At 61.7% G+C, this 25254-nt stretch carries 20 protein-coding genes; 8 read left to right on the top strand and 12 right to left on the bottom strand.

The genetic code is table 11. The features are described 5' to 3' along the window. Positions 1–75: 75 nt before the first annotated feature. From preA to hydA, 3 genes are all read right to left on the bottom strand, one after another. The gene (gene preA, locus JFU48_RS24540; RefSeq protein ID WP_201137949.1) at positions 76–1350 is read right to left on the bottom strand and encodes an NAD-dependent dihydropyrimidine dehydrogenase subunit PreA; all 1275 of its coding nucleotides are present in this window, start codon (positions 1348–1350) and stop codon (positions 76–78) included. Continuing rightward, complete coding sequence (locus tag JFU48_RS24535; RefSeq protein WP_201137948.1) at positions 1351–2718, bottom strand: FAD-dependent oxidoreductase; 1368 nt, start codon at positions 2716–2718, stop codon at positions 1351–1353. Between the two features lie 158 nt (positions 2719–2876). Continuing rightward, positions 2877–4316 (bottom strand): dihydropyrimidinase, encoded by a 1440-nt coding sequence (gene hydA, locus JFU48_RS24530; protein ID WP_201137947.1) that lies wholly within the window; start codon positions 4314–4316, stop codon positions 2877–2879. 625 nt (positions 4317–4941) lie between these two features. Between hydA and JFU48_RS24525 the strand changes: the two genes are divergently transcribed. From JFU48_RS24525 to JFU48_RS24515, 3 genes are all read left to right on the top strand, one after another. Next, positions 4942–6426 (top strand): NCS1 family nucleobase:cation symporter-1, encoded by a 1485-nt coding sequence (locus JFU48_RS24525; protein ID WP_201137946.1) that lies wholly within the window; start codon positions 4942–4944, stop codon positions 6424–6426. Positions 6427–6568: 142 nt separating this feature from the next. Next, complete coding sequence (locus tag JFU48_RS24520) at positions 6569–7852, top strand: Zn-dependent hydrolase (protein WP_201137945.1); 1284 nt, start codon at positions 6569–6571, stop codon at positions 7850–7852. A gap of 126 nt (positions 7853–7978) precedes the next feature. Then, entirely contained in the window at positions 7979–8896 is a 918-nt protein-coding gene (locus JFU48_RS24515; RefSeq protein ID WP_201137944.1) for a DHH family phosphoesterase, read from the top strand. A gap of 8 nt (positions 8897–8904) precedes the next feature. Here JFU48_RS24515 and JFU48_RS24510 read toward each other — a convergent pair whose 3' ends face one another. From JFU48_RS24510 to JFU48_RS24470, 9 genes are all read right to left on the bottom strand, one after another. Further along, positions 8905–9114, bottom strand: coding sequence for a hypothetical protein (locus JFU48_RS24510; protein WP_003224027.1), 210 nt, complete (start codon positions 9112–9114; stop codon positions 8905–8907). A gap of 215 nt (positions 9115–9329) precedes the next feature. Next, entirely contained in the window at positions 9330–10718 is a 1389-nt protein-coding gene (locus tag JFU48_RS24505; RefSeq protein WP_201137943.1) for an amidohydrolase family protein, read from the bottom strand. A gap of 13 nt (positions 10719–10731) precedes the next feature. Further along, entirely contained in the window at positions 10732–12087 is a 1356-nt protein-coding gene (locus JFU48_RS24500) for a nucleobase:cation symporter-2 family protein (RefSeq protein WP_201137942.1), read from the bottom strand. A 242-nt stretch (positions 12088–12329) separates the two neighbouring features. Next, positions 12330–13370 (bottom strand): CobW family GTP-binding protein, encoded by a 1041-nt coding sequence (locus JFU48_RS24495; RefSeq protein WP_201137941.1) that lies wholly within the window; start codon positions 13368–13370, stop codon positions 12330–12332. Positions 13371–13472: 102 nt separating this feature from the next. Continuing rightward, positions 13473–14117 carry a UbiX family flavin prenyltransferase gene (locus JFU48_RS24490; protein ID WP_201137940.1) on the bottom strand — a complete coding sequence of 215 codons (645 nt, stop codon included), beginning with the start codon at positions 14115–14117 and terminating at the stop codon, positions 13473–13475. After that, on the bottom strand, positions 14114–15499 hold the full coding sequence (locus JFU48_RS24485) for a UbiD family decarboxylase (RefSeq protein WP_201137939.1): 1386 nt from the start codon (positions 15497–15499) through the stop codon (positions 14114–14116). Before JFU48_RS24485 ends, JFU48_RS24490 begins: the two co-directional genes overlap by 4 nt. Positions 15500–15742: 243 nt before the next feature. Next, positions 15743–16648, bottom strand: a complete 906-nt coding sequence (locus tag JFU48_RS24480) for an amidohydrolase family protein (RefSeq protein ID WP_003224037.1) — start codon at positions 16646–16648, stop codon at positions 15743–15745. Between the two features lie 4 nt (positions 16649–16652). Then, positions 16653–17582: an amidohydrolase family protein gene (locus tag JFU48_RS24475; RefSeq protein WP_201137938.1), complete on the bottom strand. Its 930-nt coding sequence runs from the start codon at positions 17580–17582 to the stop codon at positions 16653–16655. A gap of 337 nt (positions 17583–17919) precedes the next feature. Continuing rightward, positions 17920–18810, bottom strand: a complete 891-nt coding sequence (locus JFU48_RS24470; protein WP_201137937.1) for a LysR substrate-binding domain-containing protein — start codon at positions 18808–18810, stop codon at positions 17920–17922. Positions 18811–18928: 118 nt separating this feature from the next. On the opposite strand from JFU48_RS24470, the gene JFU48_RS24465 reads away from it, so the two are divergent. From JFU48_RS24465 to JFU48_RS24445, 5 genes are all read left to right on the top strand, one after another. Next, positions 18929–19393: a (2Fe-2S)-binding protein gene (locus JFU48_RS24465; protein WP_103522350.1), complete on the top strand. Its 465-nt coding sequence runs from the start codon at positions 18929–18931 to the stop codon at positions 19391–19393. Next, on the top strand, positions 19393–21606 hold the full coding sequence (locus tag JFU48_RS24460; RefSeq protein ID WP_201137936.1) for a xanthine dehydrogenase family protein molybdopterin-binding subunit: 2214 nt from the start codon (positions 19393–19395) through the stop codon (positions 21604–21606). The genes JFU48_RS24465 and JFU48_RS24460 overlap by 1 nt, the downstream gene beginning before the upstream one ends. A 5-nt stretch (positions 21607–21611) precedes the next feature. Further along, positions 21612–22505, top strand: a complete 894-nt coding sequence (locus JFU48_RS24455; RefSeq protein WP_103484650.1) for a LysR substrate-binding domain-containing protein — start codon at positions 21612–21614, stop codon at positions 22503–22505. Positions 22506–22692: 187 nt separating this feature from the next. Continuing rightward, on the top strand, positions 22693–24189 hold the full coding sequence (locus JFU48_RS24450; protein ID WP_201137935.1) for a helix-turn-helix transcriptional regulator: 1497 nt from the start codon (positions 22693–22695) through the stop codon (positions 24187–24189). A 134-nt stretch (positions 24190–24323) separates the two neighbouring features. Then, the gene (locus JFU48_RS24445; RefSeq protein ID WP_003224047.1) at positions 24324–24581 is read left to right on the top strand and encodes a DUF1652 domain-containing protein; all 258 of its coding nucleotides are present in this window, start codon (positions 24324–24326) and stop codon (positions 24579–24581) included. The last annotated feature ends 673 nt before the right edge of the window (positions 24582–25254 follow it).

The following is a 25254-nucleotide window of genomic DNA, read 5'->3' as shown; positions in this document are numbered from 1 at the left end:
GAAATATCCCCCAATCAGTCCCCTCTCCCTTTGGGAGAGGGTTAGGGTGAGGGGGCTGTTGGATCAGCCGGGGATCTAGACGGCAACGTGGTAAGGATTCCTCGGATCATGATTCCAGTCCAGAAACGGCTTGCCGGTTTCCATCGGCACCATCTCGATACAGTCCGCCACCGGACAAGTGATCTGGCACAAGTTACACCCCACACACTCATCATCGATCACTTCATATTTATGCGTGCCGTCAGCCAGCTTGAGGCTGCTGATCGCCTGGTGTGAAGTGTCTTCGCAAGCAATGTGGCAGCGCCCGCAACCGATGCACGCGTCCTGGTCGATCTTCGCGATCACCTGGTAGTTGATGTCGAGGTACTTCCAGTCCGTGGTATTGCCCACCGCGCGGCCGGAAAACTCACTGATGCTGGCGTAGCCCTGACTGTCCATCCAGCGCGATAGCCCGTCCTTCATCTCCTCGACAATCCGGAAGCCATGCAGCATCGCCGCCGTGCACACCTGCACCGCGCCGCTGCCCAGCGCCATGAATTCCGCCGCATCACGCCAACTGCCGATGCCACCGATACCGCAGATCGGCAGGCCTTGGGTCTGCGGATCACGAGCGATCTCGGCGACCATGTTCAGCGCAATCGGCTTGACCGCCGAACCGCAATAACCGCCGTGGGTGCTTTTGCTGCCGACGGTGGGCAGGGCGACCATGTGTTCCAGATCGACGCTGGTGATCGAGTTGATGGTGTTGATCAGCGACACCGCATCGGCGCCACCGCGATGCGCAGCGCGGGCGGCGACGCGGATGTCGGTGATGTTCGGCGTCAGCTTGACGATCACCGGCAGCGAGCAATAGGTCTTGCACCAGCGGGTGACCTGCTCGACGTATTCCGGCACCTGACCGACCGCCGCGCCCATGCCGCGCTCGGGCATGCCGTGCGGGCAACCGAAATTCAGCTCGATACCGTCGGCGCCGGTGGCTTCCACCAGCGGCAGGATGTGTTTCCACGATTCCTCGACGCACGGCACCATCAACGAGACGATCAGCGCGCGATCCGGCCAGTCCTTCTTGACCTGGGTGATCTCGCGCAGGTTGATCTCCAGCGAGCGGTCGGTGATCAGTTCGATGTTGTTGATCCCCAGCACTTCGCGGTTGTTGCCGTAGTGTGCCGAGTAGCGCGACGAGACATTGACCGCTGCCGGGTCCTCGCCGAGGGTTTTCCAGACCACGCCACCCCAACCGGCCTCGAAGGCGCGCACCACGTTGTAGGCCTTGTCGGTCGGCGGCGCGGAAGCCAGCCAGAATGGATTGGGGGCTTTGATACCGGCGAAGACTATCGAGAGATCGGCCATTTACGCAGCCTCCACGTTGAGCATCAGTTGCGCGTTGATCGCCTCGGCGGCGAGTTTGCCATGCTGTACGGCTTGCACGGTGAGGTCCTGATCGAGGCTGGTGCAGTCACCGCCGGCATACACGCCGGGAATGCTGGTGCGCAGGTGGTCATCGACCTGAATCCGCTCGCCTTGACGCTTGAGTTCGCGGGCCAGCGGATCGGCGAGGGCGCTGCTGTCGAAGGCCTGGCCGATGGCTTTGAAAATCGCATCGGCGGCCAGCTCGAAGGTTTCGCCAGTGGTTTGCAGACGACCGTCGACCAGTTCGGTACGGGCGAAACGCATACCGCGCACTTGGCCCTGATCGTCTAGCAAGACTTCCTCCGGTTGCGCCCAGGTCAGCAGGCGCACCTGATTGGCTTTGGCGATGTCTTGTTCGTGGCCGGTGGCGCCCATGTCCGCCGCTCCCCGGCGATACACCAGATTCACGTCACGGGCACCGAGGCGGGCCATCTGCACGGCCATGTCGATCGCGGTGTTGCCGGCGCCGAGGACGATGCAGCGCTCGGCCAGTGGCAGTTGCGTCAGGTCATCGGCCTGGCGCAGTTCGCGGATGTAGTCGGTGGCGGCGAGCAGGCCGGGCGCGTCCTCGTGGGGCAGGCCGAGCTGTTTGCTGGCATTGAGGCCGAGGCCGAGGAACACCGCATCGAACTGCTGATGCAGCTCGCTGAGGGTCAGATTCTCGCCGAGTTTCTGCCCGTGACGGATTTCGATGCCGCCGATCTGCAGGAGGAAATCCAGTTCCTTCTGCGCATAGTCGTCGACCAGTTTGTACTTGGCGATCCCGTATTCATTGAGGCCGCCAGCCTTCTCCCGGGCTTCGAAAATCACCACGTCATGCCCGTGCATCGCGCTGCGGTGGGCGCAGGACAACCCCGCCGGCCCGGCGCCGACCACGGCGATGCGTTTGCCGGTAGCGGCGTTGCGCTGAAACGGGTGCTCGGTGAAGTGCGCGTTGTCCACGGCGTAGCGCTGCAGCAGGCCGATCAGCACCGGCGCGCATTCCTGCGCATTGTTGCGTACGCAGGCTTGCTGACAGAGGATTTCCGTTGGGCAGACCCGCGCGCAACTGCCGCCGAGGATGTTCGCCGAAAGGATTTTCTGCGCCGCACCGGGCACGTTGTCCTGATGGATATTGCGGATAAACGACGGAATGTCGATTTCGCTGGGGCACGCGTTGACGCACGGGGCGTCGTAGCAATACAGGCAGCGCGAGGCTTCCAGATGCGCCTGCCGGGCGTTGAGCGGTGGCGCCAGATCAGTGAAATGGCCGGCGAGCGCGGCCGCGCTTTCGTGCGGATGCGGGAGATGGTTCAGGGTCTCGATCACGGTTTTTTGCCTCACGGTTATTGAGGTTCTCTGCCTCTGATGGGCAGTAGTTTTTGTGGTGTCTGAACTGGCGCTATCGCGAGCAGGCTCACTCCTACAATTGGAATGCGTACACCTGTAGGAGTGAGCCTGCTCGCGATGAGGCCGAAGGCCTCGCTTTAGCGCTTAACGGCAGTCGGGCGATGTTGCTCAGCCCGCTTGCTCAGCAAATCAAACACCGCCGGATACGCCGGCCGTTCGATATACCGCCCGGCCCCGCGCTCGGCGCGCAGGTCGCCGTCGGCCCAGACCACTTTGCCCTGGCTGACGGTATGGCTCGGCACGCCGCGTACGGTCTTGCCTTCGAAGATATTGAAGTCCACCTGCTGATGGTGGGTCTTGGCGGAGATGGTGCGGCTGCCTTGCGGATCCCACAGCACCAGGTCGGCATCGGCGCCGACGCGGATCGCGCCTTTGCGCGGGTAGAGGTTGAAGATTTTCGCGGTGTTGGTGGAGGTGAGGGCGACGAAGTCCTGCATCGACAAACGTCCGCTGTTGACCCCTTCATCCCACAGCACCGCCATGCGGTCTTCGATGCCGGCGGTGCCGTTGGGGATCTTGCTGAAGTCGTCGCGCCCGGCGGCTTTTTGCTCGGCGCAGAAGCAGCAGTGGTCAGTGGCGGTGGTGTGCAGATTGCCGCTTTGCAGGCCATGCCACAGCGCTTCCTGATGCCCGCGCGGGCGGAACGGCGGGCTCATCACGTAACCGGCGGCGGTCTGCCAATCCGGGTGCTGGTAGACGCTGTCGTCGAGCAGCAAATGCCCGGCCAGCACTTCGCCGTACACCGGTTGACCCTTGCTGCGGGCATAGGTGATTTCGTCCAGCGCTTCCTTGGTCGAAACGTGCACCAGATACAACGGCGTGCCGATGGTTTCAGCGATGCGAATCGCCCGGCTCGCCGCTTCGCCTTCCACCTGCGATGGCCGCGACAATGGATGCGCCTCCGGCCCGGTGATGCCCTGGGCCATCAACTTGCGTTGCAGGTGATAGACCAGCTCGCCGTTTTCCGCATGCACAGTCGGCACCGCGCCGAGTTCCAGACAGCGCTCGAAACTCGCCACCAGCGTGTCGTCGGCGGCCATGATCGCGTTCTTGTAGGCCATGAAATGCTTGAAGCTGTTGATCCCGTGATGGCTGACCAGCTCGGCCATTTCCTCACGCACCTGTTCGCTCCACCAGGTGATCGCGACGTGGAAGCCATAGTCGGACGCAGACTTCTCGGCCCAGCCGCGCCACTGGTGAAACGCTTCCATCAGTGACTGCTGCGGATTGGGAATCACGAAGTCGATGATCGATGTGGTGCCCCCGGCCAGACCCGCCGCAGTGCCGCTGTAAAAGTCTTCGCTGGCCACGGTGCCCATGAACGGTAGTTGCATGTGGGTGTGTGGATCGATGCCGCCGGGCATCAGGTATTGGCCGCTGCCGTCGAGCACTTCGGCGCCGGCGGGAATATCCAGGTTTTGACCAATGGCTTTGATCACGCCGCCGGCGCAATAGACGTCGGCGCGATAACTTTCATCATGGGTAACAACGGTGGCGCCACGGATCAACAGAGACATTCCGAGTTCCTCGCAGGCATGACCGACTTGTGCCGGTTCTAAATGTTTTATTGATGTACAACGCTGATCGGCGTATTCCTGTCAGCGCTGTCAGGAATAGAAGCTAGTCGCAGTTCTGCAATTGATCAAGATTATTTTTTATAAGCTTATTGCTGTTTTAAGTGTATGAAAAATAACGATAAAAAACATAAATCACCAAAATGGTGAGGTTGTTCACCATTTTGACGCACTTGACAGGATGGAAATATGAGCAAGATTTCCTATGTGAAATCAGCTGCTTGAAGTTGAGCTGCGGCTGAGCGCCGGTGATGAAAAAAAGTGCAGTGCACCAGATTGAGTCCTGACCGTTCGAACAACTTGGCAAACGTTTAGTCTGAGCGTGCAGACAAGTTTTCGAGGACGCTTCCGGTGAATAATTAAAACCGTGACATATCAGAAAGTTGCAATGCGTTTGAACCACGGCCCGATGCGTAAGCGGGGTATCCGGCACGTTTATTGATGCCGCCGCTGACACCCCGGCCGGTGCAAGAAAGTTGTCAGTTCCTCCGGCCATCGTCCGGTTCGCACCTTGGTGTGCAGCCGTCTGATGAGCAAAAAAAATAATCAGAAGAACAGTGGAGCGGCCATGCAACAGAACAGATCGCAAGTGACCGAGCGCGACGGCTTGTTCGAACTCGAAGCCGGCAGCGACGTCCTCGACAGTCCCCGTTACAACCACGACATGGCACCGACCAAGGTGCGCGAACGAACCTGGAACAAATGGCACATCACCGCACTGTGGATCGGCATGTCGGTGTGCGTGCCGACCTACACCCTCGGCGGGGTGCTCACCGCCTATTTCGGCCTCACCGTCGGCGAAGCGCTGATGGCGATTCTGCTGGCCAACGTCATCGTGCTGATTCCGTTGACGCTCAATGCCTTTCCCGGCACCAAGTACGGCATTCCCTTCCCGGTGCTGCTGCGCTCGTCGTTCGGCGTGCTTGGCTCCAACGTGCCGTGTCTGATTCGCGCGCTGGTGGCGTGCGGCTGGTTCGGGATTCAAACGATGTTTGGCGGATTGGCGATTCACCTGTTTCTCGGCTCGATTTTCGACGGCTGGAAATCCCTCGGTGGAACCGGCGAGGTGATCGGTTTCATGATTTTCTGGTCGTTGAACCTGTGGGTGGTGATCCGCGGCGCCGAGTCCATCAAGTGGCTGGAAACCCTGTCTGCGCCGTTGTTGGTGGCAGTCGGCATCGGTCTGCTGGTGTGGGCCATGCCCAATGTGTCGATGACCGAGTTGCTGGCGATTCCACCGAAACGCCCGGAAGGCGCCAGTGTGGTCAGTTACTTCGCTGCCGGGCTGACCGCGATGGTTGGTTTCTGGGCCACGCTGTCGCTGAACATTCCCGACTTCAGCCGCTACGCCAAAAGCCAGAAGGATCAGATCCTCGGGCAGATTTTCGGCCTGCCGCTGACCATGTTCCTCTTCGCCTCACTCGGTGTGGTGATGACCGCCGCTTCGGTGAAACTGGTCGGCGTTACGGTGTCGGATCCGGTCAGTCTGATCGGCCATATCCAGAGCCCGATGTGGGTTGCGTTAGCCATGGCGCTGATCATCATCGCCACGCTGTCGACCAACACCGCCGCGAACATCGTTTCGCCGACCAATGATTTCCAGAACATCGCACCCAAGGTGATCAACCGCACCAAAGCGGTGTTGCTCACCGGCTTCGTCGGGTTGGCGCTGATGGCTCACGAGTTGCTGAAAAAGTTGGGCCTGATCGTGTCCGATGTCAGCCTGGAAACCGTGTATTCCAACTGGCTGCTGGGCTATTCGAGCCTGCTCGGGCCGATTGCCGGGATCATGGTGGTGGACTATTTCCTGATCAAGAAACAGCAACTGGACCTCGCCGGGTTGTACCGGGACGACGTGTATCCGGCGTGGAACTGGGCCGGTTTTACCGCGTTTGGCGTGCCGGTGGTGCTGACCTTGCTGTCGTTGGGCAGCGATGCGTTCAGCTGGTTTTACAGCTATGGCTGGTTTACCGGCTCGGCGCTGGGTGGGCTGATTTATTACGGGTTGTGTTCGATGCGAAGCAGCCCGTCTGTTGTGAAATCTTCGGTGTGAGGGATGGCCCCTTCGCGAGCAAGCCCGCTCCCACATTTTGGAATGCGTTCACCTGTGGGAGCGGGCTTGCTCGCGAAGGCGGCCTCAAACCCACCAAAGAATTACCTGAAGACACTCATAAGAACTGCCTGAGGAGATCAACATGAACGCAGCCGTAGACGTTCTGCAATCCACCCATCAGCACATCAACCGCGACCGCCTCTGGGCCTCGCTCATGGAACTGGCCAAGCTCGGCGCGACGGTCAAGGGCGGGGTCTGTCGCCTGGCCCTGACCGACCTCGACCGTCAGGCCCGCGACCTGTTCGTGCAATGGTGCAAGGACGCCGGGTGCAGCGTCACGGTGGATGAAGTCGGCAATATCTTCGCCCGTCGCCCGGGACGCAATCCGAACCTGCCGCCGGTGATGACCGGCAGCCACATCGACACCCAGCCCACCGGCGGCAAGTTCGACGGCTGCTTCGGCGTGCTCGCCGGCGTCGAAGTGCTGCGTACCCTCAATGATCTCGGCGTAGAAACCGAAGCGCCGCTGGAAGTGGTGGTCTGGACCAACGAAGAAGGCTCGCGCTTTGCTCCGTGCATGATGGGCTCCGGGGTGTTCGCGGAAAAATTCACCCTCGAAGAAACCCTGGCCAAGGTCGATGCCGATGGCGTCACCGTCGGCGAAGCCCTGAACGCCATCGGCTATGCCGGACCACGCAAAGTCAGCGGGCACAAGGTGGGTGCCTATTTCGAAGCACACATCGAGCAAGGCCCGATCCTCGAAGACGAGCAGAAAACCATCGGCGTGGTACTCGGCGCCCTCGGGCAAAAATGGTTCGACCTGAAACTGCGCGGCGTCGAAGCCCACGCCGGGCCAACCCCGATGCACCTGCGCAAGGACGCTCTGGTCGGCGCCTCGGTGATCGTCGGTGCGGTCAACCGCGCGGCCCTCGGCCACCAACCCCATGCCTGCGGCACGGTCGGTTGCCTGCAAGCCTATCCCGGCTCGCGCAACGTCATCCCCGGCGAAGTGCGCATGACCCTCGACTTCCGGCATCTGCAACCGGAGCGACTCGATTCGATGATCGCCGAGGTGAAGCAAGTCATCGACGCCACTTGCGAAGAGCACGGATTGACCTATGAACTAACGCCGACTGCCGACTTCCCGCCGCTGTACTTCGAAAAAGGCTGCGTCGAAGCCGTGCGCGGCGCGGCGCAAGGCCTGGGCCTGTCGCACATGGACATCGTCAGCGGCGCGGGACACGACGCAATCTTCCTCGCCGAACTCGGCCCGGCGGGAATGATTTTCGTACCGTGCGAGGGCGGGATCAGCCACAACGAAATCGAAAACGCCGCGCCGGACGATCTGGCGGCCGGGTGTGCGGTGTTGTTGCGGGCGATGCTCGCGGCTTCGGCGATGGTGGCCGCTGGTAAAGCCGCGGCCTGAAGATCAAAAGATCGCAGCCTGCGGCAGCTCCTACAGTTGGATTGCATTCAACCTGTAGGAGCTGCCGAAGGCTGCGATCTTTTTATGTCACCCCAATGTCATGGAAATGTGCGACGTTTGCGCCCCATGAAAATCATCACCTCCGGCGCCTCCTATCTGGACATCGACGCCTACGCCTGCTGCATTGCCTACGCAGAATTGCTCAACCTGCAAGGCAGTCCCGCCCGCGCGGGCAGCAGCGCAAAACCCAACAGCAGCGTGTCGCCGACCGTTCTGAGTTGGGGCGCTGCTTTTCAGCGTTACACGCCGCAAGCAAACGACGAATTCGTGTTGGTCGATGTGTCCGACTATCACCACTTCGACCCGCTGGTGGTGCTCGACCAAGTGGTCGAGGTCATCGATCATCATCCCGGTTACGAGCCGTACTGGGCAGAGCGACTGGGTTCCGCCGCCGACATCCGCCCGATTGGTGCAGCGGCGACGCTGGTTTTTCAGCGTTGGCAAGCTGCGGGTCTGCTCTCGCGAATCAGCGAGCAAAGCGCGAAATTGCTGGCCACGGCAATCCTCGATAACACGCTTAACCTCACCGGGCAGATGACCTCTGAGGCGGATATTGAAGCTTATGAGGCATTAATGCAGCGGGCGAATCTGCCGGCAAACTGGCCCGAGCGGTATTTCCTCGAATGTCAGGCCGCCATCGAAGCAGACCTGCAGACCGCGTTGGCGGCGGATCAGAAGCGCTTCAAACCGGACAGCAACCTGCCACAGGTCTTCGCACAGATGACGGTGTGGGACGCCGATGCGTTGCTTCACAAACATCGCAACGAGATCGGCGGCTGGATGGTCGGGCAGGGCGATGACTGGTTGCTGAACGTCATCAGCATCCGTGACGGCAAGAGTTGTTTGCTGGCTGAGCCGCTGCTCAGCCAGCAGAAGCTGGATCGGTTGTTGCCGCTGCAATGGCAGGCGGGGATGGCACTCGTGAAACCGTCGATGCTGCGCAAGGAACTGCTGAAACTGGGGCTGAACCTCAAGCCGCTCTGATGCGCTGATCAACCGGGCCGGTCATTCTTGCCCGCTGTGCCCTGGCGTCTGTCGGGGCCGTTGGGGTTGCCGACATCCAGCAACCTTCGTTCGACCAAAACATTCTCCAGTGCCTGACGCTCGACCGGCGCCATTTGGTGTTCGCGCTTTTTCAACTCCAGCAGGATCGGGCTGGACCAGGTGCGATAAGTCTGTTCGATGTTGCGACGCGACGTCATCAGTCTCTCCTTGATCAAGAGCCCGGTGGAGCTGGCAGGGGCTCAATCCGATGAGGGAGTAACCTTAGTCGACAAACCCCGAGTCCGCGAATGTGGCGTTGTTCCCTGTAGGAGTGAGCCTGCTCGCGATAGCGGGGCGTCAGTAGCGCAAATGTCAACTGACACACCGCTATCGCGAGCAGGCTCACTCCTACAGGTTTTGCATAGTCTGCGGATCAATCGTCGATATTCATCATCGCCTGCACACCTTCCCACGCCTCGGCACGCATCCGTTCGATATCCAGCCCCGGAATCACGCCGTTATCGACCACGATCCGGCCACCAACAAGACTGTATTTCACGCTGATTGGCTCACCCGCCACCACCGGTGCGACCGCACTGTCGTGGAAGCCGAAGAAGCGTGGGTGATCAAGGCTGTAGATCACCAGATCCGCCGCTTGCCCGACCTCCAGCGTACCGACCGCGCCCAATCCCAATACCTGCGCACCGCCCGCCGTGCCCCAGTGGATCACGTCTTCGACGGTGGTCGCTGAGGCGCCCTGTTCGGCGCGGTGGATCAGCCACGCGGTGTTGGTTTCGCCGACCATGCTTCCGGATTCGTTGGACGCCACGCCGTCGACGCCGAGGGAGATCGGCACGCCGGCATCAAACATTTGCGGCACCGGCGCGACGCCGCTGCCGAGGCGAGCGTTGCTCACCGGGCAGTGCGAGATACCGGTGCCGGTCTGGGCGAGCATGCGGATTTCGCCGGGTTGCAGGTGCACGGCATGGGCAAACCAGACGTCGGGGCCGAGCCATTCGTGTTCGGCGACGAATTCCACCGGCAGGCAGTTGTACTTGTCGCGGCAGAAATTCACGTAGTTCTGCGTTTCCGACAAATGCGTGTGCAGACGCAAACCGAGGCCGCGTGCGGTGTGCGCCAGTTCGCGCAGCAGGGTCGGCGGCAGCGAAAAGGTTGGCGTGGTGGGTGCGACGACCACCCGGCGCAGGGCGTCCGGGGTGTCCTGGTGATACAGCGATTTCAGCCGTTCGATGTCGCCGACCATTTGTTCGAGGCTTTCCGGTTGCAGCGCGGTTTTCGAGAAGCCCGGGTGGGCGCTGGCGGACTCCAGCGCGCCACCGCGACACAACACAAAGCGCAGGCCGAATTCGTCGGCCAGATCGAACAGCAAATCCCCGGTCTCGGTGCTGCCGTGGGCGTGGTAGAGATAGTGGTGATCGGCGCAGGTCGTGACGCCGGACAGCAGCAGCTCGACCATGCCCAGACGGGCGGCGATGCGCGCCAGTTGCGGGGTGAAGCGGTTCAGGCGTGGATATGGCACGCTCGCCAGCCAGCCTTGCAGGTCCTGATTCAAGCCTTCGGGCACGGCTTTGAGCAGGTTCTGGAACAGGTGATGGTGGGTGTTGATCCAGCCTGGATAGACCACCGAATTGCGCGCGTCGATCACCCGCTCACCGGGTTGTGGCTCGAGGTCGGCGGCCATTTCGGCTATGCGTCCGTTGACCACACGAATGTCCACTGCGCCGGCCCGGGCACGCGGGCCGCGCAGGCCGGTCATCACCGCGACCGGGTTTTTGATCAGGGTGTTTTGAAGTTGAGTCATGGGCAGGTTCCAGTCAGAGAATGTGCGAGGCGGATTTGCCGGGTGTGGTTTCTGGCACGCTGACGCCGTTGAGCGCCGCGTTGAGCAGCACCGACACCAGGCAGGCGATGACCACGCTGCTGTGCAGGAACGGCTGTGACCACTCGGGCATTTGTTTGAACAGGGTGGGCGCGAGCACCGGTACCAGCGCGGCGGCGATGGTGAAACCGACGATCAGCACGTTGAAGCGATTGCGCTCGTAATCGACCTTGGCCAGGGTCTGGATGCCCGCCGCCGCGACCACGCCGAACATCGCAATGCCGGCGCCGCCCAACGCCGCGGTCGGCATCGAAGCGATGATCGCCCCGGCCTTGGGCACCAGCGCAATCGAACACATCAGCAGGCCACTGACGGCGACCACCCAGCGGCTGCGCACACCGGTCAGGATCACCAGACCGACGTTTTCCATGAAGGCGATGAACGGGAATGCGGCGAACATCCCGGCGATGGTGCTGGCCAGGCCATTGGCGCGCAGGCCGTTGATTACCTGCTTGTCTTCCACCGGTTTGTCGACGATGTCGCCGATGGCCACGAACAGCCCCATCGACTCGACCATCTGCACGATCATTACCACCACCATGGTCGCGATGGGGATCAGGCTGAAAGTCGGCAAACCGAAGTAGAACGGGTAGGGCACGGTCAGCCACGGCGCCTCTTCGACACTGTGGAAATTGCCCATGCCCAGACCGTGAGCCAGACCGGCGCCGACCAGCATGCCCACCAGCACCGCCATGTTGCGCAGCAGCGGACTGCCATAGCGATTGACCAGCAGAATGGTCAGCAGCACCACCACCGCCACCGCGAGAAATGCCGGGGCGCCGAAGTTGCTCGCGTTGCGTCCGCCACCGACCCATTCATAGGCGATCGGGAACAGCTGCAAACCAATCACCGTGACGATGCAGCCGGTGACTACCGGCGGGAAAAACCGCCGCAATCGGCCCACGAACGGCGCCATCAGCATGGTGAAGATCCCGGCACCGATCACCGCCCCGCAAACCCCGGCAAACCCCACGTCGGGGTTGCTGCCGATGGCAATCACCGGGCCGACGCTGCTGAACGCCACGCCTTGCAGAATCGGCAGACGCACGCCGAATTTCCAGAAGCCGACGGTTTGCAAAAGGGTGGCGATGCCGGAGCAGAACAGCGTGGTACTGATCAGCACCACGGTATCGGCGTGGGACATTTTCAGGGCACTGGCGACAATCAACGGCACGGCGATGGCGCCGATGTACGAGACGGCCATGTGTTGCAGGCCGAGGGTGAGCATCTGTCGCACCGGCAGAACGCGGTCGACGGGGTGCACGGTGGAGGAAGGAGTGGCTGACGACATGGGGAATCACCTCTAGCTGTTGTTATTCGGTACAGAGGGGTATTCGTCTGATGCTGTCTTAGAGGCACCGCAATCCTTGTGGGAGCGGGCTTGCTCGCGAAAGCGGTGTGTCAGTTGACATCATTGTTCAATGACCCACCGCTTTCGCGAGCAAGCCCGCTCCCACAGGTGTTGTGTTGTTCAAAAAACGGCATCAGTCATTCGTGCTGCGAAGCCGCCATCCACCGGCTCCGATGCCTTGTTCAGCCTGCCAGGCAGGCGGCAAAGCCCTGGTTCAGCGCCGCGCGATCCAGGTCGCGGCCGATGAACACGATCTTGCTCGAGCGAGGCTCCGTGCCCCACGCGGTCGAGGCGCGAAACTCCACCAGGCTGTGCACGCCTTGCAGCACGTAGCGTTGGTCTTCGTTGGCCACGGCGAGCACGCCTTTCATGCGATAGAGGTTGTCGGCCTGGGACGAGCGCAGCTCGCTGATCCAGCGGTGGAACGCAATCAGATTGACCGCTCCGTCGACGGCGATGCCCACCGATGACACGTTCGGGTCGTGTTCGTGGTCTTCTGATTCATGGTGGTGGTCATGGTCGTGATGCTCAGGTTCAGCGCCGATTTCCATGAGCTTCTGCGTGCACTCGAACGCGCCGATGCCGAGGATTTTCGTCAGGTCGATCTGTGCATGAGTGGAGGTCACCAGATCCGCCGTGGCGTTCAAGCTACGGATCTTGCCGCGCAGGATTTCCACCTCGTCGCTGCTGACCAGATCGACCTTGTTGATGACGATGCGGTCGGCGCAGACGATCTGATCCACCGCCTGATTATCGACGCCATCCAGTTGCAGATCTTCCAGGTGCTGGGCGATGTGCTTGGCGTCGACCATAGTCACGATCGCATCGAGTTCGACTTCCTCGGCAATCGGGTCATTGATGAAAAAGCTCTGCGCCACCGGGTACGGATCGGCCAGACCGCTGGTCTCGATCAGGATGTGATCGAGACGCACCGGCCGCGCCACCAGCTCGCGGACGATGCGCACCAGATCCTCGCGAACTTCGGCGGTACAGCACACGCAGCCGTTGACCATCTCGTAGATTTCTTCGGTCTCGGAGCTGAGCACCAGATCGCCGTCGATCCCGACCTCGCCGAACTCGTTTTCGATCACGGCAATCTTGCGCCCGTGGTTTTCCTTGAGGATGTAGTTGAGCAGGGTGGTTTTGCCGGCACCGAGAAAACCGGTGAGGATGGTCACGGGGATTTTGGTGTTGGGGGTTGGGGCGTTGAAGGGGGTGTTCATCTGGAGCTCCTTTGATTGGCGTTTGTGGCGAGGGGATTTATCCCCGATGGGTCGCGAAGCGGCCCCAAAATCTGCAATTGCGCTGTGTCAGGAAAACCTCATTCACAGGTTTTGCGACTGCTGCGCAGTCGGTCGGGGATAAATCCCCTCACCACAGGTATTCATTTCCACATTGGGTTCTCGGTGTTCTCTCCAGCGGGTGGCAACCCCGGCATCGAGGCCGAACAGGTCGAGCACTCTGCCGAGGCTGTGATCGACCATCTGTGCAAGGCTTTCGGGCCGGGCATAAAACGCCGGCACTGGCGGGGCGATGATTCCGCCCATCTCGGTGACGGCGGTCATGTTGCGCAGGTGGGCGAGGGTCAGCGGCGTTTCGCGGGCCATCAGCACCAGGGTGCGGCGTTCCTTGAGGGTGACGTCGGCGGCGCGGCCGATCAGCCCGGACGAAGTGCCGGTGGCGATCTCCGCCAGCGTACGCATCGAACACGGCGCGACCACCATGCCCAGGCAGCGAAACGAGCCACTGGCGATCCCGGCGGCGACGTCATCGGCGCGGTGGTACTGGCTCGCGAGCGCGGTGACCTCGGCCAGTTTGTAGTCGGTTTCATGGGCCATGGTCAGCAGCGCGGCGCGGCTGATGATCAGGTGGCTTTCGATGTCCAGTTCGGCGAGCAATTGCAGCAGGCGCACGCCGTAGATGAAGCCGGACGCGCCGCTGATGCCAACCACCAGCCGCTGGCGGTTCACGATGCCAGCCCTTTGAGCAGTTGCCGGGCACGTTCGAGCACGTCCTGATCGAGCTGCGCCTTGATCCCGTCGAAGCCCGAGCCACGGGTGGCGTCCAGGCCCATGCGCGAAGTGGTGCCGTTGACCGAGGACGACGGATCCAGTGGGCTGCCGGGCAAACCGTCGATCACGAAAATATCCAGATGCGGCTGGAAATGCGTGGCCAGCGCCCACAACACCTGGCTGTCGTCAGTGATGTCGATATCGCTGTCCACCGCGATCACGCTTTTCAGGTACGGGTCCCAGCCGAGCAGGGCGAGCATGATCTGCCGCGCTTCGCCGTCGCGGCTCTGATCCAGCGCCACATAGCAATGAAAGTGCGTGCCGGAATTCGGGTAATGCACGGCGGTGACGGCAGGGAAGCGCGCCTTGAGTTTTTCGCTCATTTCCGCTTCGCGGGGTAGCCGGGCGAGGGTCAGGTGTTCGGCGTAGCGGCCGCCCATCACGTCCACCAGCCACGCGTCCTTGCGCCGTAGCAGGGTGTCGACGCGCAGCACGTTGTTTGTCGAGCGATCCGAGGAATAACCGCTGAACTCGCCGAACGGGCCTTCTTCGGCGTAGGCCGTCGGGTCGATGGCGCCTTCGAGCACAAATTCGGCGTAAGCCGGTACGCCGATGCCATAGCGCGGGGTTTTCACCAACTCCAGCGGCGCGCCGAACAGGCCACCGGCGACGGCACGTTCATCGGCGCCATACGGCAGGCGTGCGGCAGCAGCGAGCATGAACAGCGGATGCGCACCGACCACCATCGCCACGCGCAGTTCTTCACCGCGTTCACGGGCGGTCTGCAGCATTCGCCACAGGTGTCCGCGCGAGTGCAGGCTGGTCGCCAAGGACTGGCGGGCGTGGCGCATCGAGCGGTGGTAACTCATGTTGGCGATGCCGGTCAGCGGGTCCTCGGCGATGATGATCGCGTTGGTGATGTACGGGCCGCGGTCGCTGGCGAAGTGCTTGAGCATCGGCAGCAGCGCCAGATCCACGGCTTCGCCTTCGAACACTTCATCAAGCACCGGGCCGGTTGCCACGTAGCGCGGGGCGATGGGCTGGTTGGCGCGGCTCTGGAAGGTTTCGTGCAATTGCGCCGGGGTGACGTCGAACAACCGGGCAATGCGTGTGCGGGAGGCGAACAGATTGGTCGCCACCGGCACCTTGAGGCCGCCGACGTTTTCGCAGATCAGCAACGGATCGCGGCCCTGTGCGGCGAGGGCATCGACCAGGGCAGTGACGTCCTGATCGGCAGAAAGCGCTTGGGTGATGGTCAGCACATCGTCCGGGTACTCACGGCGATAGGCGTCGATGAAAACGTGAAAATCCTGCGTGTCGCCGAGCGTCGAACGGGTCATGGTTTCACCTCGTAAAAAGCAGGCACGCGGGGGTGAGAGCGCGTTCGATCGAGCAGCCGTTGGCCTGCCGGTCGAGGGAACGCCGGGTCATCTTCGTGCCTGTAAAGTCGCTGTGTAACTGGGTTGAACACACATCCCTTGTGGGAGCGGGCTTGCTCGCGAATGCGGTGGGTCAGCACCTTCATTGCTTAATGACACACCGCTTTCGCGAGCAAGCCCGCTCCCACATAGGATTGTGTACGGCTACAAGTAGGTGGTGGTCAGGCGTATGTCGGCCTCAACCAGGTCTTTGGGCGGTGGTGTCGGCTCGATCCCGCACAACCGGGCGATGTTGTTGCCCAGGTAGTCTTCGAGATGATCCTCATCGATGCCCAAACCCTGCGGTGCCGGTGAGCACAGCACCTCAAGCTCCCTTAGCCACATGCCCGGTTCGTTCGGCGGCGAGTCGGTGCCGAACACGATCTTGTTGCGCGGCAGTTCCTTGGCGAATTCGACGATCCGCGACTGGAAGCACCAGCCGGATTCGCAGTACACGTTTGGCGTGTCCATCGCCATCCAGAACGCCTCGAACGAGTAGTTGCCGCCGGTCTGGATGCCGAAGTGACCAATGATGAAATTGACCATCGGGAACTCGCGGATGATCGGGTAGAACATCGTCGGAATGGTGTACGGGCCATCGCCCGTATGGATCAGCACCACGATGTTGTACTTGGCGCAGACTTTCATTGCCGGACGCAACCAGTCCAGCGCCCGGTCCGGACGATAGCCGTGCATGTTGGCGTGCAGCTTGAGCATCTTGAAGCCGTATTCCTTGATGTGGAATTCCAGCTCCGCCGCACCGTTTTCCGGTCCCCAGCGCGGGTTGAAGTTGAAGTTGCCGATGAAGCGATCCGGGTACTTCACGCACAGTTCGGCGACGTACGACATGTAGTCACGCACGCCCTCGCGGCCCCGGCGGTTGCCGTCGCGATAACCGGTGTTGCCCGGTGGCGGCTGGATGAAGCCCATGTCGATGCGGCGCGGTTTGCCGTTGATCATGTACGGGCCGTCCATCAGCTTGAGCATGCGCTCGCCGGTGAACGGTTCGCCGGTGTGGCGCCAGGCCTCGTCGACCAGGTTGGTGGGGTGCAGATGGGTGTCGATGATCATCGGTTCAGCTCCTGGCCAGTTGCGTGGTGACGGGGCGCTTGAGTTGCGCCTCTGCTTCGGAAACGGAACGCGGCGGTGCGGTTGGCTCGAGGCCGATCATCCGCGCGGTGTTGTTGCCCAGGTACTCCTCGAGGGTGTCTTCGTCGAGGTTGAGGCCCTGCGGCGGCTCGTGGCACAACACTTCGAGCAGGCGCAGCCACATGCCCGGTTCGTTCGGCGGGGTGTCGGTGCCGAAGAGGATCTTGTGCGTTGGCAGGACCTTGGCGAACTCGACGATCCGCGATTGCAGGCACCAGCCGGATTCGCAGTAAACGTTGGGCAGTTCCATCGCCCATTGCATCGGTTCGAACACGTAGACCCCGCCGGTCTGCACGCCGAAGTGGGCCATGATGAAATTCACGTTGGGGAATTCCTTGATCATCGGCACCCATTCCGACGGGATGCTGTACGGCCCGTCACCGGTGTGCAGCTTGACCGGAATGCCCAGCTCGGCGCATTTCTCGAAGCACGGGCGCACCCAGTCCAGTGCACGGTCAGGCCGGTAGGCGTGCATGTTGGCCTGCATCTGCACCATCTTGAAGCCGTGTTCCTTGACGTAGCGCTCGATCGCCTCGACGCCGTTTTCCACACCGCAGCGCGGGTTGTAGACGAAGCAGCCGATGAAACGATCCGGGTAGGTCTGCACCATTTTCAGGGTGTAGGCCATGTAGGCGTCGATGGATTCACGGCCCGAGAGTTCGCCGTCGGTCCAGGTGTAAATGGTGTTGCCCTGCGGCGGCTGGATGAAGGCTTTGTCGATACGGCGAGGTTTGCCGTTGACCATGTACGGGCCATCCATCATCTCCAGCAGACGCTCGCCGGTGAACGGGTCACCATCATGCCTCCAGGCGAGGTCCACGAGATCCGTGGGATAGCAGCTGATATCGATGATCATTGAAGTCGATCTCCTGATAGCGGGGAAGGGAGCCTTGCGGCTCTCGGCATCCACGCCCCGGGCTATCGGCCATTTCTATGCGCAGCACTCGCGCATTCCCTCGCCTGTTCGCATCCGGCCCGGGTGGGTGGTTGCTGAGGGCGAGTATTGGAAAGGGCGGAGGGGTTCGTACAATATTAATTGGGCGCGGTGGTGATACTTGGGCGATATGGTTTTGGTTTTTGTGGTGGTTGTGCTGACCCCTTCGCTGGCAAGCCAGCTCCCACAGGTTTTGTGTCGTGACAAAGATTGGATTAACAACTCGATCACTGTGGGAGCGGGCTTGCTCGCGAAGGCGTCAGGACTGTGTACGCGCAGCCAATTGCCTGATCACCTCAACCACCGGCGCCACGCGCTCGGCCTGCCCATGCGGCCACACCGCGTAGAGGTTGTAATGCGCAGCAATCTGCGCCTCGTTCAACGCCACCAGCCGTCCACCACGCAACGCATCGGCGGCGAGTAAGCCGCGTACCAGTCCGGCGCCCACCCCGGCTTCGGCAGCCGCAATCAGGTTCGCCGCATTATCGAAAATCACCCGCGCCGCTGGCTCTACCGGCGGCATCCCGGCCGCATCCAGCCACGGAATCCACGACCTTCGCGTATACCCCAACAGCGGCAACTGCAGAATCTGCTCCGGGCTCAGCGGTAACTGCAGACCATAGCGCTCAAGCAGCGCCGGCGAAGCCACGGCCAACACCCGATCGCCGCAGATCTGCGTCATCTCGCAGTCATCCCAATCGCCATAGCCGTAACGCAACGCCAGATCGACCCGCTCGAAGCTGCCGCGATCACTGCGCGGCATCGACAGCAGCGTCACCTCGTAATCCGGCAGTCCGTCGAGCAATTCCGGCAGGCGCGGATTGAGCCAGCTCTGCGCCAGTTCGCTATCGACGTCTAACGTCAGGCGCTGCGCCACGCTGCGGTTTTTCACCGAGGACAGCGCCCGGTCGATCTGCGCCAGCCCATCCGCCAGCACGCTGGCAAACAACTGCCCGGCATCGGTCAGGTTGCTGCCGCCGCCTTCACGCACGAACAGCGGCTGGCCGATGAATTCTTCGAGCGCGCGGATTTGCTGGCTGATCGCGCTGTGCGTCAAGTCGAGCTTGCGCGCCGCGCTGGAGAAACTGCCACTGCGCGCTGCGTGGATGAACGCGCTCATGGACTGCACCGACGGGTATCGCTTGTACATGTTGTTAGTCCTGCTTACACCGGTTGGCAGAAATCGTCGCTGGCCGCGTGTTGCGTGGGCTTCCAATAATCGGTCACCAGGCCCGCACAAAGACGGGCCGCTCTTTTGGAGCCTGACAATGATCGCATTCACGGTAAACGGCGAACGACGCGAGCTGGATGAAGCGTCCCCCTCCATGCCCTTGTTATGGGTACTGCGTGATCAACTGAAACTCACCGGCACCAAATTCGGCTGCGGCATGGGCCTGTGCGGTGCCTGCACTGTGCACCTGGACGGCGTCGCGGTGCGTTCCTGCCAGTTGCCGCTGGCCGCCGTTGCGGGCCACAGCATCACCACCATCGAAGGTCTGTCACCGAGCGAAAGCCATCCGCTGCAACTGGCCTGGGTCGCCGAAGATGTGCCGCAATGCGGCTACTGTCAATCCGGGCAGATCATGTCGGCGGCAGCCTTGCTCAACACGGGAGCGGCGGTGACCGACGATTCGATCCGCAATGCGATGTCGGGGAATATCTGCCGTTGCGGCACTTACGGGCGGATCAACAAAGCGATCAAACGTGCGGCGAACGCGCCGAAGGGGGCGTGATGAGCCTGCGCGACGAGACCTTGATCGAACCGTCACGCCGGGTGTTTCTCAAGCAGGCAGCGACGGTCGCTTCGGGCCTGGCGATTGCCTTGTACCTGCCATCCGGCAGCGCCGCCAGCGACCCGAATAACCCGGCGCCGGCCAGCGAATTCGAGCCCAACGCCTGGGTGCGGATCTTCCCCGACGGCACGGTAAAACTGGTGGTGCACAAGCACGATTCCGGCACCGGCACGCAAACCGCACTGGCTGCGTGTGTGGCCGAGGAGCTGGATGTGAACCCGATGACCGTGCAGGTGATCACCCCGGAAGATCCGTTCTTCGAGACCTACATTCACCCGATCTGGAAAGTCTTCTCCACCGGCGGCAGCACCAGTGTTTCGCTGGAATACGAGCGCTTGCGCATGGCCGGGGCCACAGCGCGGGCGTTGTTGATCGCCGCTGCGGCGAAGCACTGGACAGTCAGCCCGGACAGCTGCAGCACCGAAGAAGGTCGGGTGGTTCATCTGTCCAGCAAACGCAGCCTCGGCTACGGCGACCTGGTCGGGGTGGCAGCGCGTCTGCCGGCACCGGCCCACGTCAGGCTGAAGGATCCGGCGCAGTTCAAATACATCGGCAAACTGCGGCACAAGCGTGATGCCGCGGCCAAGGTCTGCGGGCGCTTCAAGTACAGCATCGACGTGCAGTTGCCGGGGATGCTGGTGGCGGTGATTCAGCGGGCGCCGGTGGTCGGGGCGAAAGTCGTCAGCGTGGATTCGGCGGCGGCATTACAGGTGCCGGGCGTGCGCAAGGTGATTGCAGTCCCCGGGCGCCCGGATGTGCTCGGCGGCAATCTGGAAGGCGTTGCGGTGCTGGCCGACACGTTCTGGGCGGCGCAGCAGGGCCGTAAAGTGTTGGAGATCAAGTGGAGTGATTCGCCACTGGCCGGGTTCGACAGCGCGGAACTGGCCAAGGCTCAAGCGGCTGCTATTACCGATCCGAAAAGCCAAACCATCACGGCCATGACGCATGGCGATGTCGGCGCGCAATGGCCGCACGCGGCGAAGCTGATCGAAGCCGATTACCGCATGCCGTACAAGGTGCAGAACCCGCTGGAGCCGATCTGCATCACCGCGCAAGTGCAGGGCAACGCAATCACCTATTGGGGCGGCGTGCAGGTGCCGTCGTCAGCGCTGGAAGCCGCGCAAACCGTGTGTGGCATCGCCAAGGACAAAGTCACCATCAACGAACTGGTATCCGGCGGCAGTTTCGGTGCGCGGGAAGCCAAATACTGGTTATTCGAGGTGGCGTATCTGGCGCAGCAAACCGGGGTGCCGGTGAAGTTGCTCAACAGTCGTGAAGACGAGATGCACGCATTGTTCAATCACCCGGCCACACTGCACCGGGTCAAAGGCGCGTTGGATGCCCAGGGCAACCTCGCTGCGCTGCAACTGCACGCGGTATCACCCGCCTCGCCGGAGCAGTGGGAGCCGGGCTACTTCGAACGCCCGGATCACATGGATTACAGCACCACCGAAGCGATCACCGCGTGGGACTTCGCCTATCGTCCGCCGCATCTGGAGCTGAACTGGGTCAAGCACGAAAGCCATGTGCCCAGCGGCTGGTATCGCTCGGTGAGCTTCATCCCCAACGTGTTCGCCGTCGAGAGCTTCATGGACGAGTTGGCGCATGCGGCAGGCGCGGATCCGCTGGCGTTCCGTCTGGCCAACATGCAGGAGCGGCCACGGCATGTGGCGGTGCTGAAACAGGCTGCCGAACGCGCCGGATGGGGCCAGCCGTTACCGCCCGGCACTGCGTTGGGCATTGCGACCAATCAGGGTTACACCAGTTTTATCGCAGTAGTGGCGCGGGTCGCGACGGTCGATGGCAAACCGAAAGTCGAGAAGCTGACCTGTGTGGTCGATTGCGGTCTGGCGGTGTCGCCGGGCGGGGTCGAAGAGCAGATCTACGGCGGACTGATGTGGGGCTTGGGCCATGCGTTGTTTGATCGCCTCGATATCCAACAGGGCAGGGTGGTGCAGAGCAATTTCCACGACTACCGCGTGACACGCATGTCGGACATGCCGGCCACCGATATCGTGGTGCTCGATGGCGAACCCGGCAAACCCGGTGGCGTCGGTGAGCTGGGCAGTCCGTCGGTGGCGCCAGCGATTGCCAACGCGTTGTTTGCGCTGACCGGCGTGCGCCAGCGTTCGACACCGCTGAGTCTGGGGTAGGCGCCATGGACCTGCGCCTGCTGCGGTATTTCATGGCCCTGGCCGATGAGCTGCATTTCGGTCGGGCGGCGGAGCGTTTGCACATCTGCCAGCCGCCGCTGAGCCAGCAGATTCGCCTGCTGGAGGAGGAGCTGGGCACGCCGTTGTTCGAGCGCAGCCATCACCGGGTCGAGCTGACAGCGGCGGGGCAGATGCTCAAGGAGCAGGCGCCGCTGGTGTTCGAACAGCTGGAACGGGCGCTGGACCTGACCCGCCAGACCGGGCGCGGGCAGCTCGGCGAACTGGAAATCGGCATGATCAGTTCGGTGATGGTCGGCGTGCTGCCCACGGCGTTGCATCTGTTTCGCGAGCGCTATCCGCAGGTGAACTGGCGACTGCATGAAATGACCCCGGCGGCGCAGGTCAAGGCGTTGAAGGAAAAGCGTATCGACGCCTGCGTGTTTCGCGTCGGTTATGACGATCCGTTGCTGCGCAATGAGTTGCTGATCTACGAGCCGATCCATGTGGTGATGCCGGCCGATCATCCGCTGGCCGGTCGCGAGGTGCTGGCCCCCGCGGATCTGGCGCAGGAACCGTTTGTCGCGCTGGAGCTGAAGCAGTCGCGGTTTGCCAATTTCCTTTATCAATGCTGCATCCAGGCCGGGTTCACCCCGCAGATCCGCCAGCAGGTGATTGAGGTGCAGACCTTGCTCAGCCTGGTGCGCGCGGGTTTCGGGGTGGCGCTGCTGCCGGCCTCGATCGAGCAGTTGGCCCCGGCGGGGCTGGTGTTCCGCAAGCTGACGCCGGCGCTGCCGGAGGTGCCTTTGTATGCGACTTACCGTGCGGATGATGCTTCGCCGGTGCTCAGGCTGTTTCTCGATACGTTGCGCGAGTTGGTGGAAACCTCCGGCCAACGCTAATCTCCCTGTGGGAGCGGGCTTGCTCGCGAAGGCGGAGTGTCAGTTAAAAATCAGTTGAATGACACACCGCCTTCGCGAGCAAGCCCGCTCCCACAGGGGGATTGTGGTGGTGCGGGAATTTATGTTCGGCACGATCACGGGCGCCTGCGGTCGTAATCTTCACACGCGCATTCCCTGTGGAGATCCAATGAGCCAGGAAGTCCTGACCCGCGAAACCAATCGTCGCCAGTTGCAGCAGATCATCGCCGGGCTGTCCGACGGGGTGATTCTGTTGGAGCTCGATCAGAGCATCCTCTGGGCCAACGAGGCGGCGCTGGCCATGCACGGTGTCAGCCGGATCGGTGAGCTGGGCACTAATGCCGATGAGTACGCCAAGCGTTTCAGCCTGCGCTATCGCAACAATCATACGGTGCCCCCGGAACACTACCCGATCAGCCGCGCGGCGCGCTGCGAAGCCTTCAACGACGTGCTGATCGAGGTGTCTGCCGTGGACGATCCCGAGCACGTATGGGTGCACAACGTGCGCAGCATGATCCTGACGGACCGCGAAGGGCAGCCGGAGTCGCTGGTGCTGATCATGAGCGACGTCACCGATTGGGCCAACGCCGAGCAGCGCTTTGAAAAAACTTTCAATGCCAACCCGGCGCCGGCGGTGATCTGCCGCCTCAGCGATTTGCGCTACATCAAGGTCAATCCGGGTTTCCTGGAAATGACTGGCTATACCCGCGACCAGGTGATCGGCACCTCGGCCTATGAAATCGATATTTTCGAGCAGGCCGAGCAAAGGGATCTGGCGATTCAGCGCCTGCGCGATGTGGCGACCATTCCGCAAATGCAGGCGCAACTGCGCCTGCCCGATGGCGGCAGCAAGCAAGTGATCGTCGCCGGGCAGCCGTTGGTGCTCAATGATGAGGATTGCATGCTGTTTTCCTTTGTCGATATGGAGCTGCGGCACAAGGCGGAAGTCGCGCTGCGTCAGAGTGAAGAGCGCTTCGCCAAGGCGTTCCGCCTGACCCCGGTGCCGATTCTGATCTGCAGCGCTGACGAGCAGCAGGTGATCGATGTCAATCAGGCCTTCCTCGACACCCTCGCCTATGACAGCGATGAGGTGGTGGGCAAAACCGTGACGCAACTGCATTTCATCGACGACGATGGCGCGCGGGCCCGGCTGCTGACTGCCCTGGCGAAAAGCGGTCGGATTGATCGGGTCGACGTCCGGGTGCGCAAGAAGGATGCAGAGCTGCTGGAGTGCGCGGTGTCCGCCGACACCGTGAATATTCAGGACACGCCGTGCTATCTGCTGGTGCTGATGGACATCACCGAGCGCAAGCGCACGGAATTGGAGTTGGTGGCGGCGATTGAAGAGGTGATGAAAGACGCTTCGTGGTTCAGCCGGACGCTGATCGAAAAACTGGCCAATGTGAAGAAGGTCAACTCGCCGCAACTGCCGAGCGTGTCCTTCACTGACCTGACGGCGCGCGAGCGCGATGTGCTGGGGCTGATCTGCGAAGGGTTGGCCGACAAGGAGATCGCCGCGCGCCTGAAGCTGGCGCCGAATACCGTGCGCAATCATGTGGCGACGGTGTATTCCAAGCTCGATGTGCACAGTCGCAGCGAGGCGATTGTCTGGGCACGGGAGCGTGGTCTGTTTTCTGGCGAGCGCGGCACGAAGGGGCAGCGGTAGGTGCAAATGCACTATCCGATACGGTGCAAATGCAGGTTCTGGTGCGGGGGGGCAGTTCTTAGTCTGTTGGGGTGCGATACGAGCCTGTTGGCTTGGGATCGTCTCCCTTCGAAACAGCTAAAGGAACAGGCTCCATGATGAATCTTGCGCAGTTGCGCGCCAGCCTCGAACAGAGTTTTTCGCCATTGGCGTGCGAGTGCTCAGTGGATGGGGATCATTCACTGACGGTGAAGTTGTATCACCCGGGTTCGGGGCAGGTGGATCTGGTGATCAGCGGGTTGAAGCTCAATGCGTTGCGGACGCCGGAGGCTGTGGCGGCGTTGATTGATGAGTTGCGGTATGAGTTGGAGAGTAATTCTTTGCGGGCGGCTCGGGATCCGGATATGGCCTAGGGTTTTGGTGTTGGTTTGTTTTGGGTGTATATCCGTTGCTGCGGTTATGGCTGCTTAGGGTTCCGCCCTTACGGCGGGTCACTTTTGGCAAACGCCCCAAAAGTAACCAAAAGGTCTATGCCCTGACGTTCGGCCCTCGCCTAGGCTCGGGTTCCTTCGCTGCGGGATTCATCCGGGGGGCAGCGCCTACGGTTTGCTTCGCTGCACCTCCTCTCGCTGTGTTTGGCTGCGCCAAACGGTCGCTGCGCTCCCACCCCCGGATAAATCCCTCCACTCAGCCTGCCGACGGGCCCTCAGATCAAAAGCGGTACTCGAGCTAACGCTCATTGTGTTGAGTGGGGCGGCTTCGCCGCATGGGGGGCGCGCTCTCTGAATTGCAGGAGTCAGCCTGCTGGTGAAGGCGGCCTGACAGCCAACCAATTTACAACTGAACACACCCATTCCAACTGTGGGAGCGGGCTTGCTCGCGAAGGCGGCCTGACAGCTGACCCATTTCAGTCAGGAATACTCAACCCCTGTGGCAGCTGGCTTGCCAGCGATGGCGGCCTTCCAGTCAAAAAAATCTTGGTGATGTACCCCTCCCACACAGATTTTCCTCCCCGCAAAATCGACAGCCAATTCCTCCATCTCCCTCCATTTCACTGGCGCTTACAGGGTGGTCGGCTATAAAGAA

It is taken from the genome of Pseudomonas sp. TH49, from assembly GCF_016650625.1.
GTDB lineage: Bacteria > Pseudomonadota > Gammaproteobacteria > Pseudomonadales > Pseudomonadaceae > Aquipseudomonas > Aquipseudomonas fluorescens_H.
This window is presented reverse-complemented; position numbering and strand designations above follow the sequence as displayed.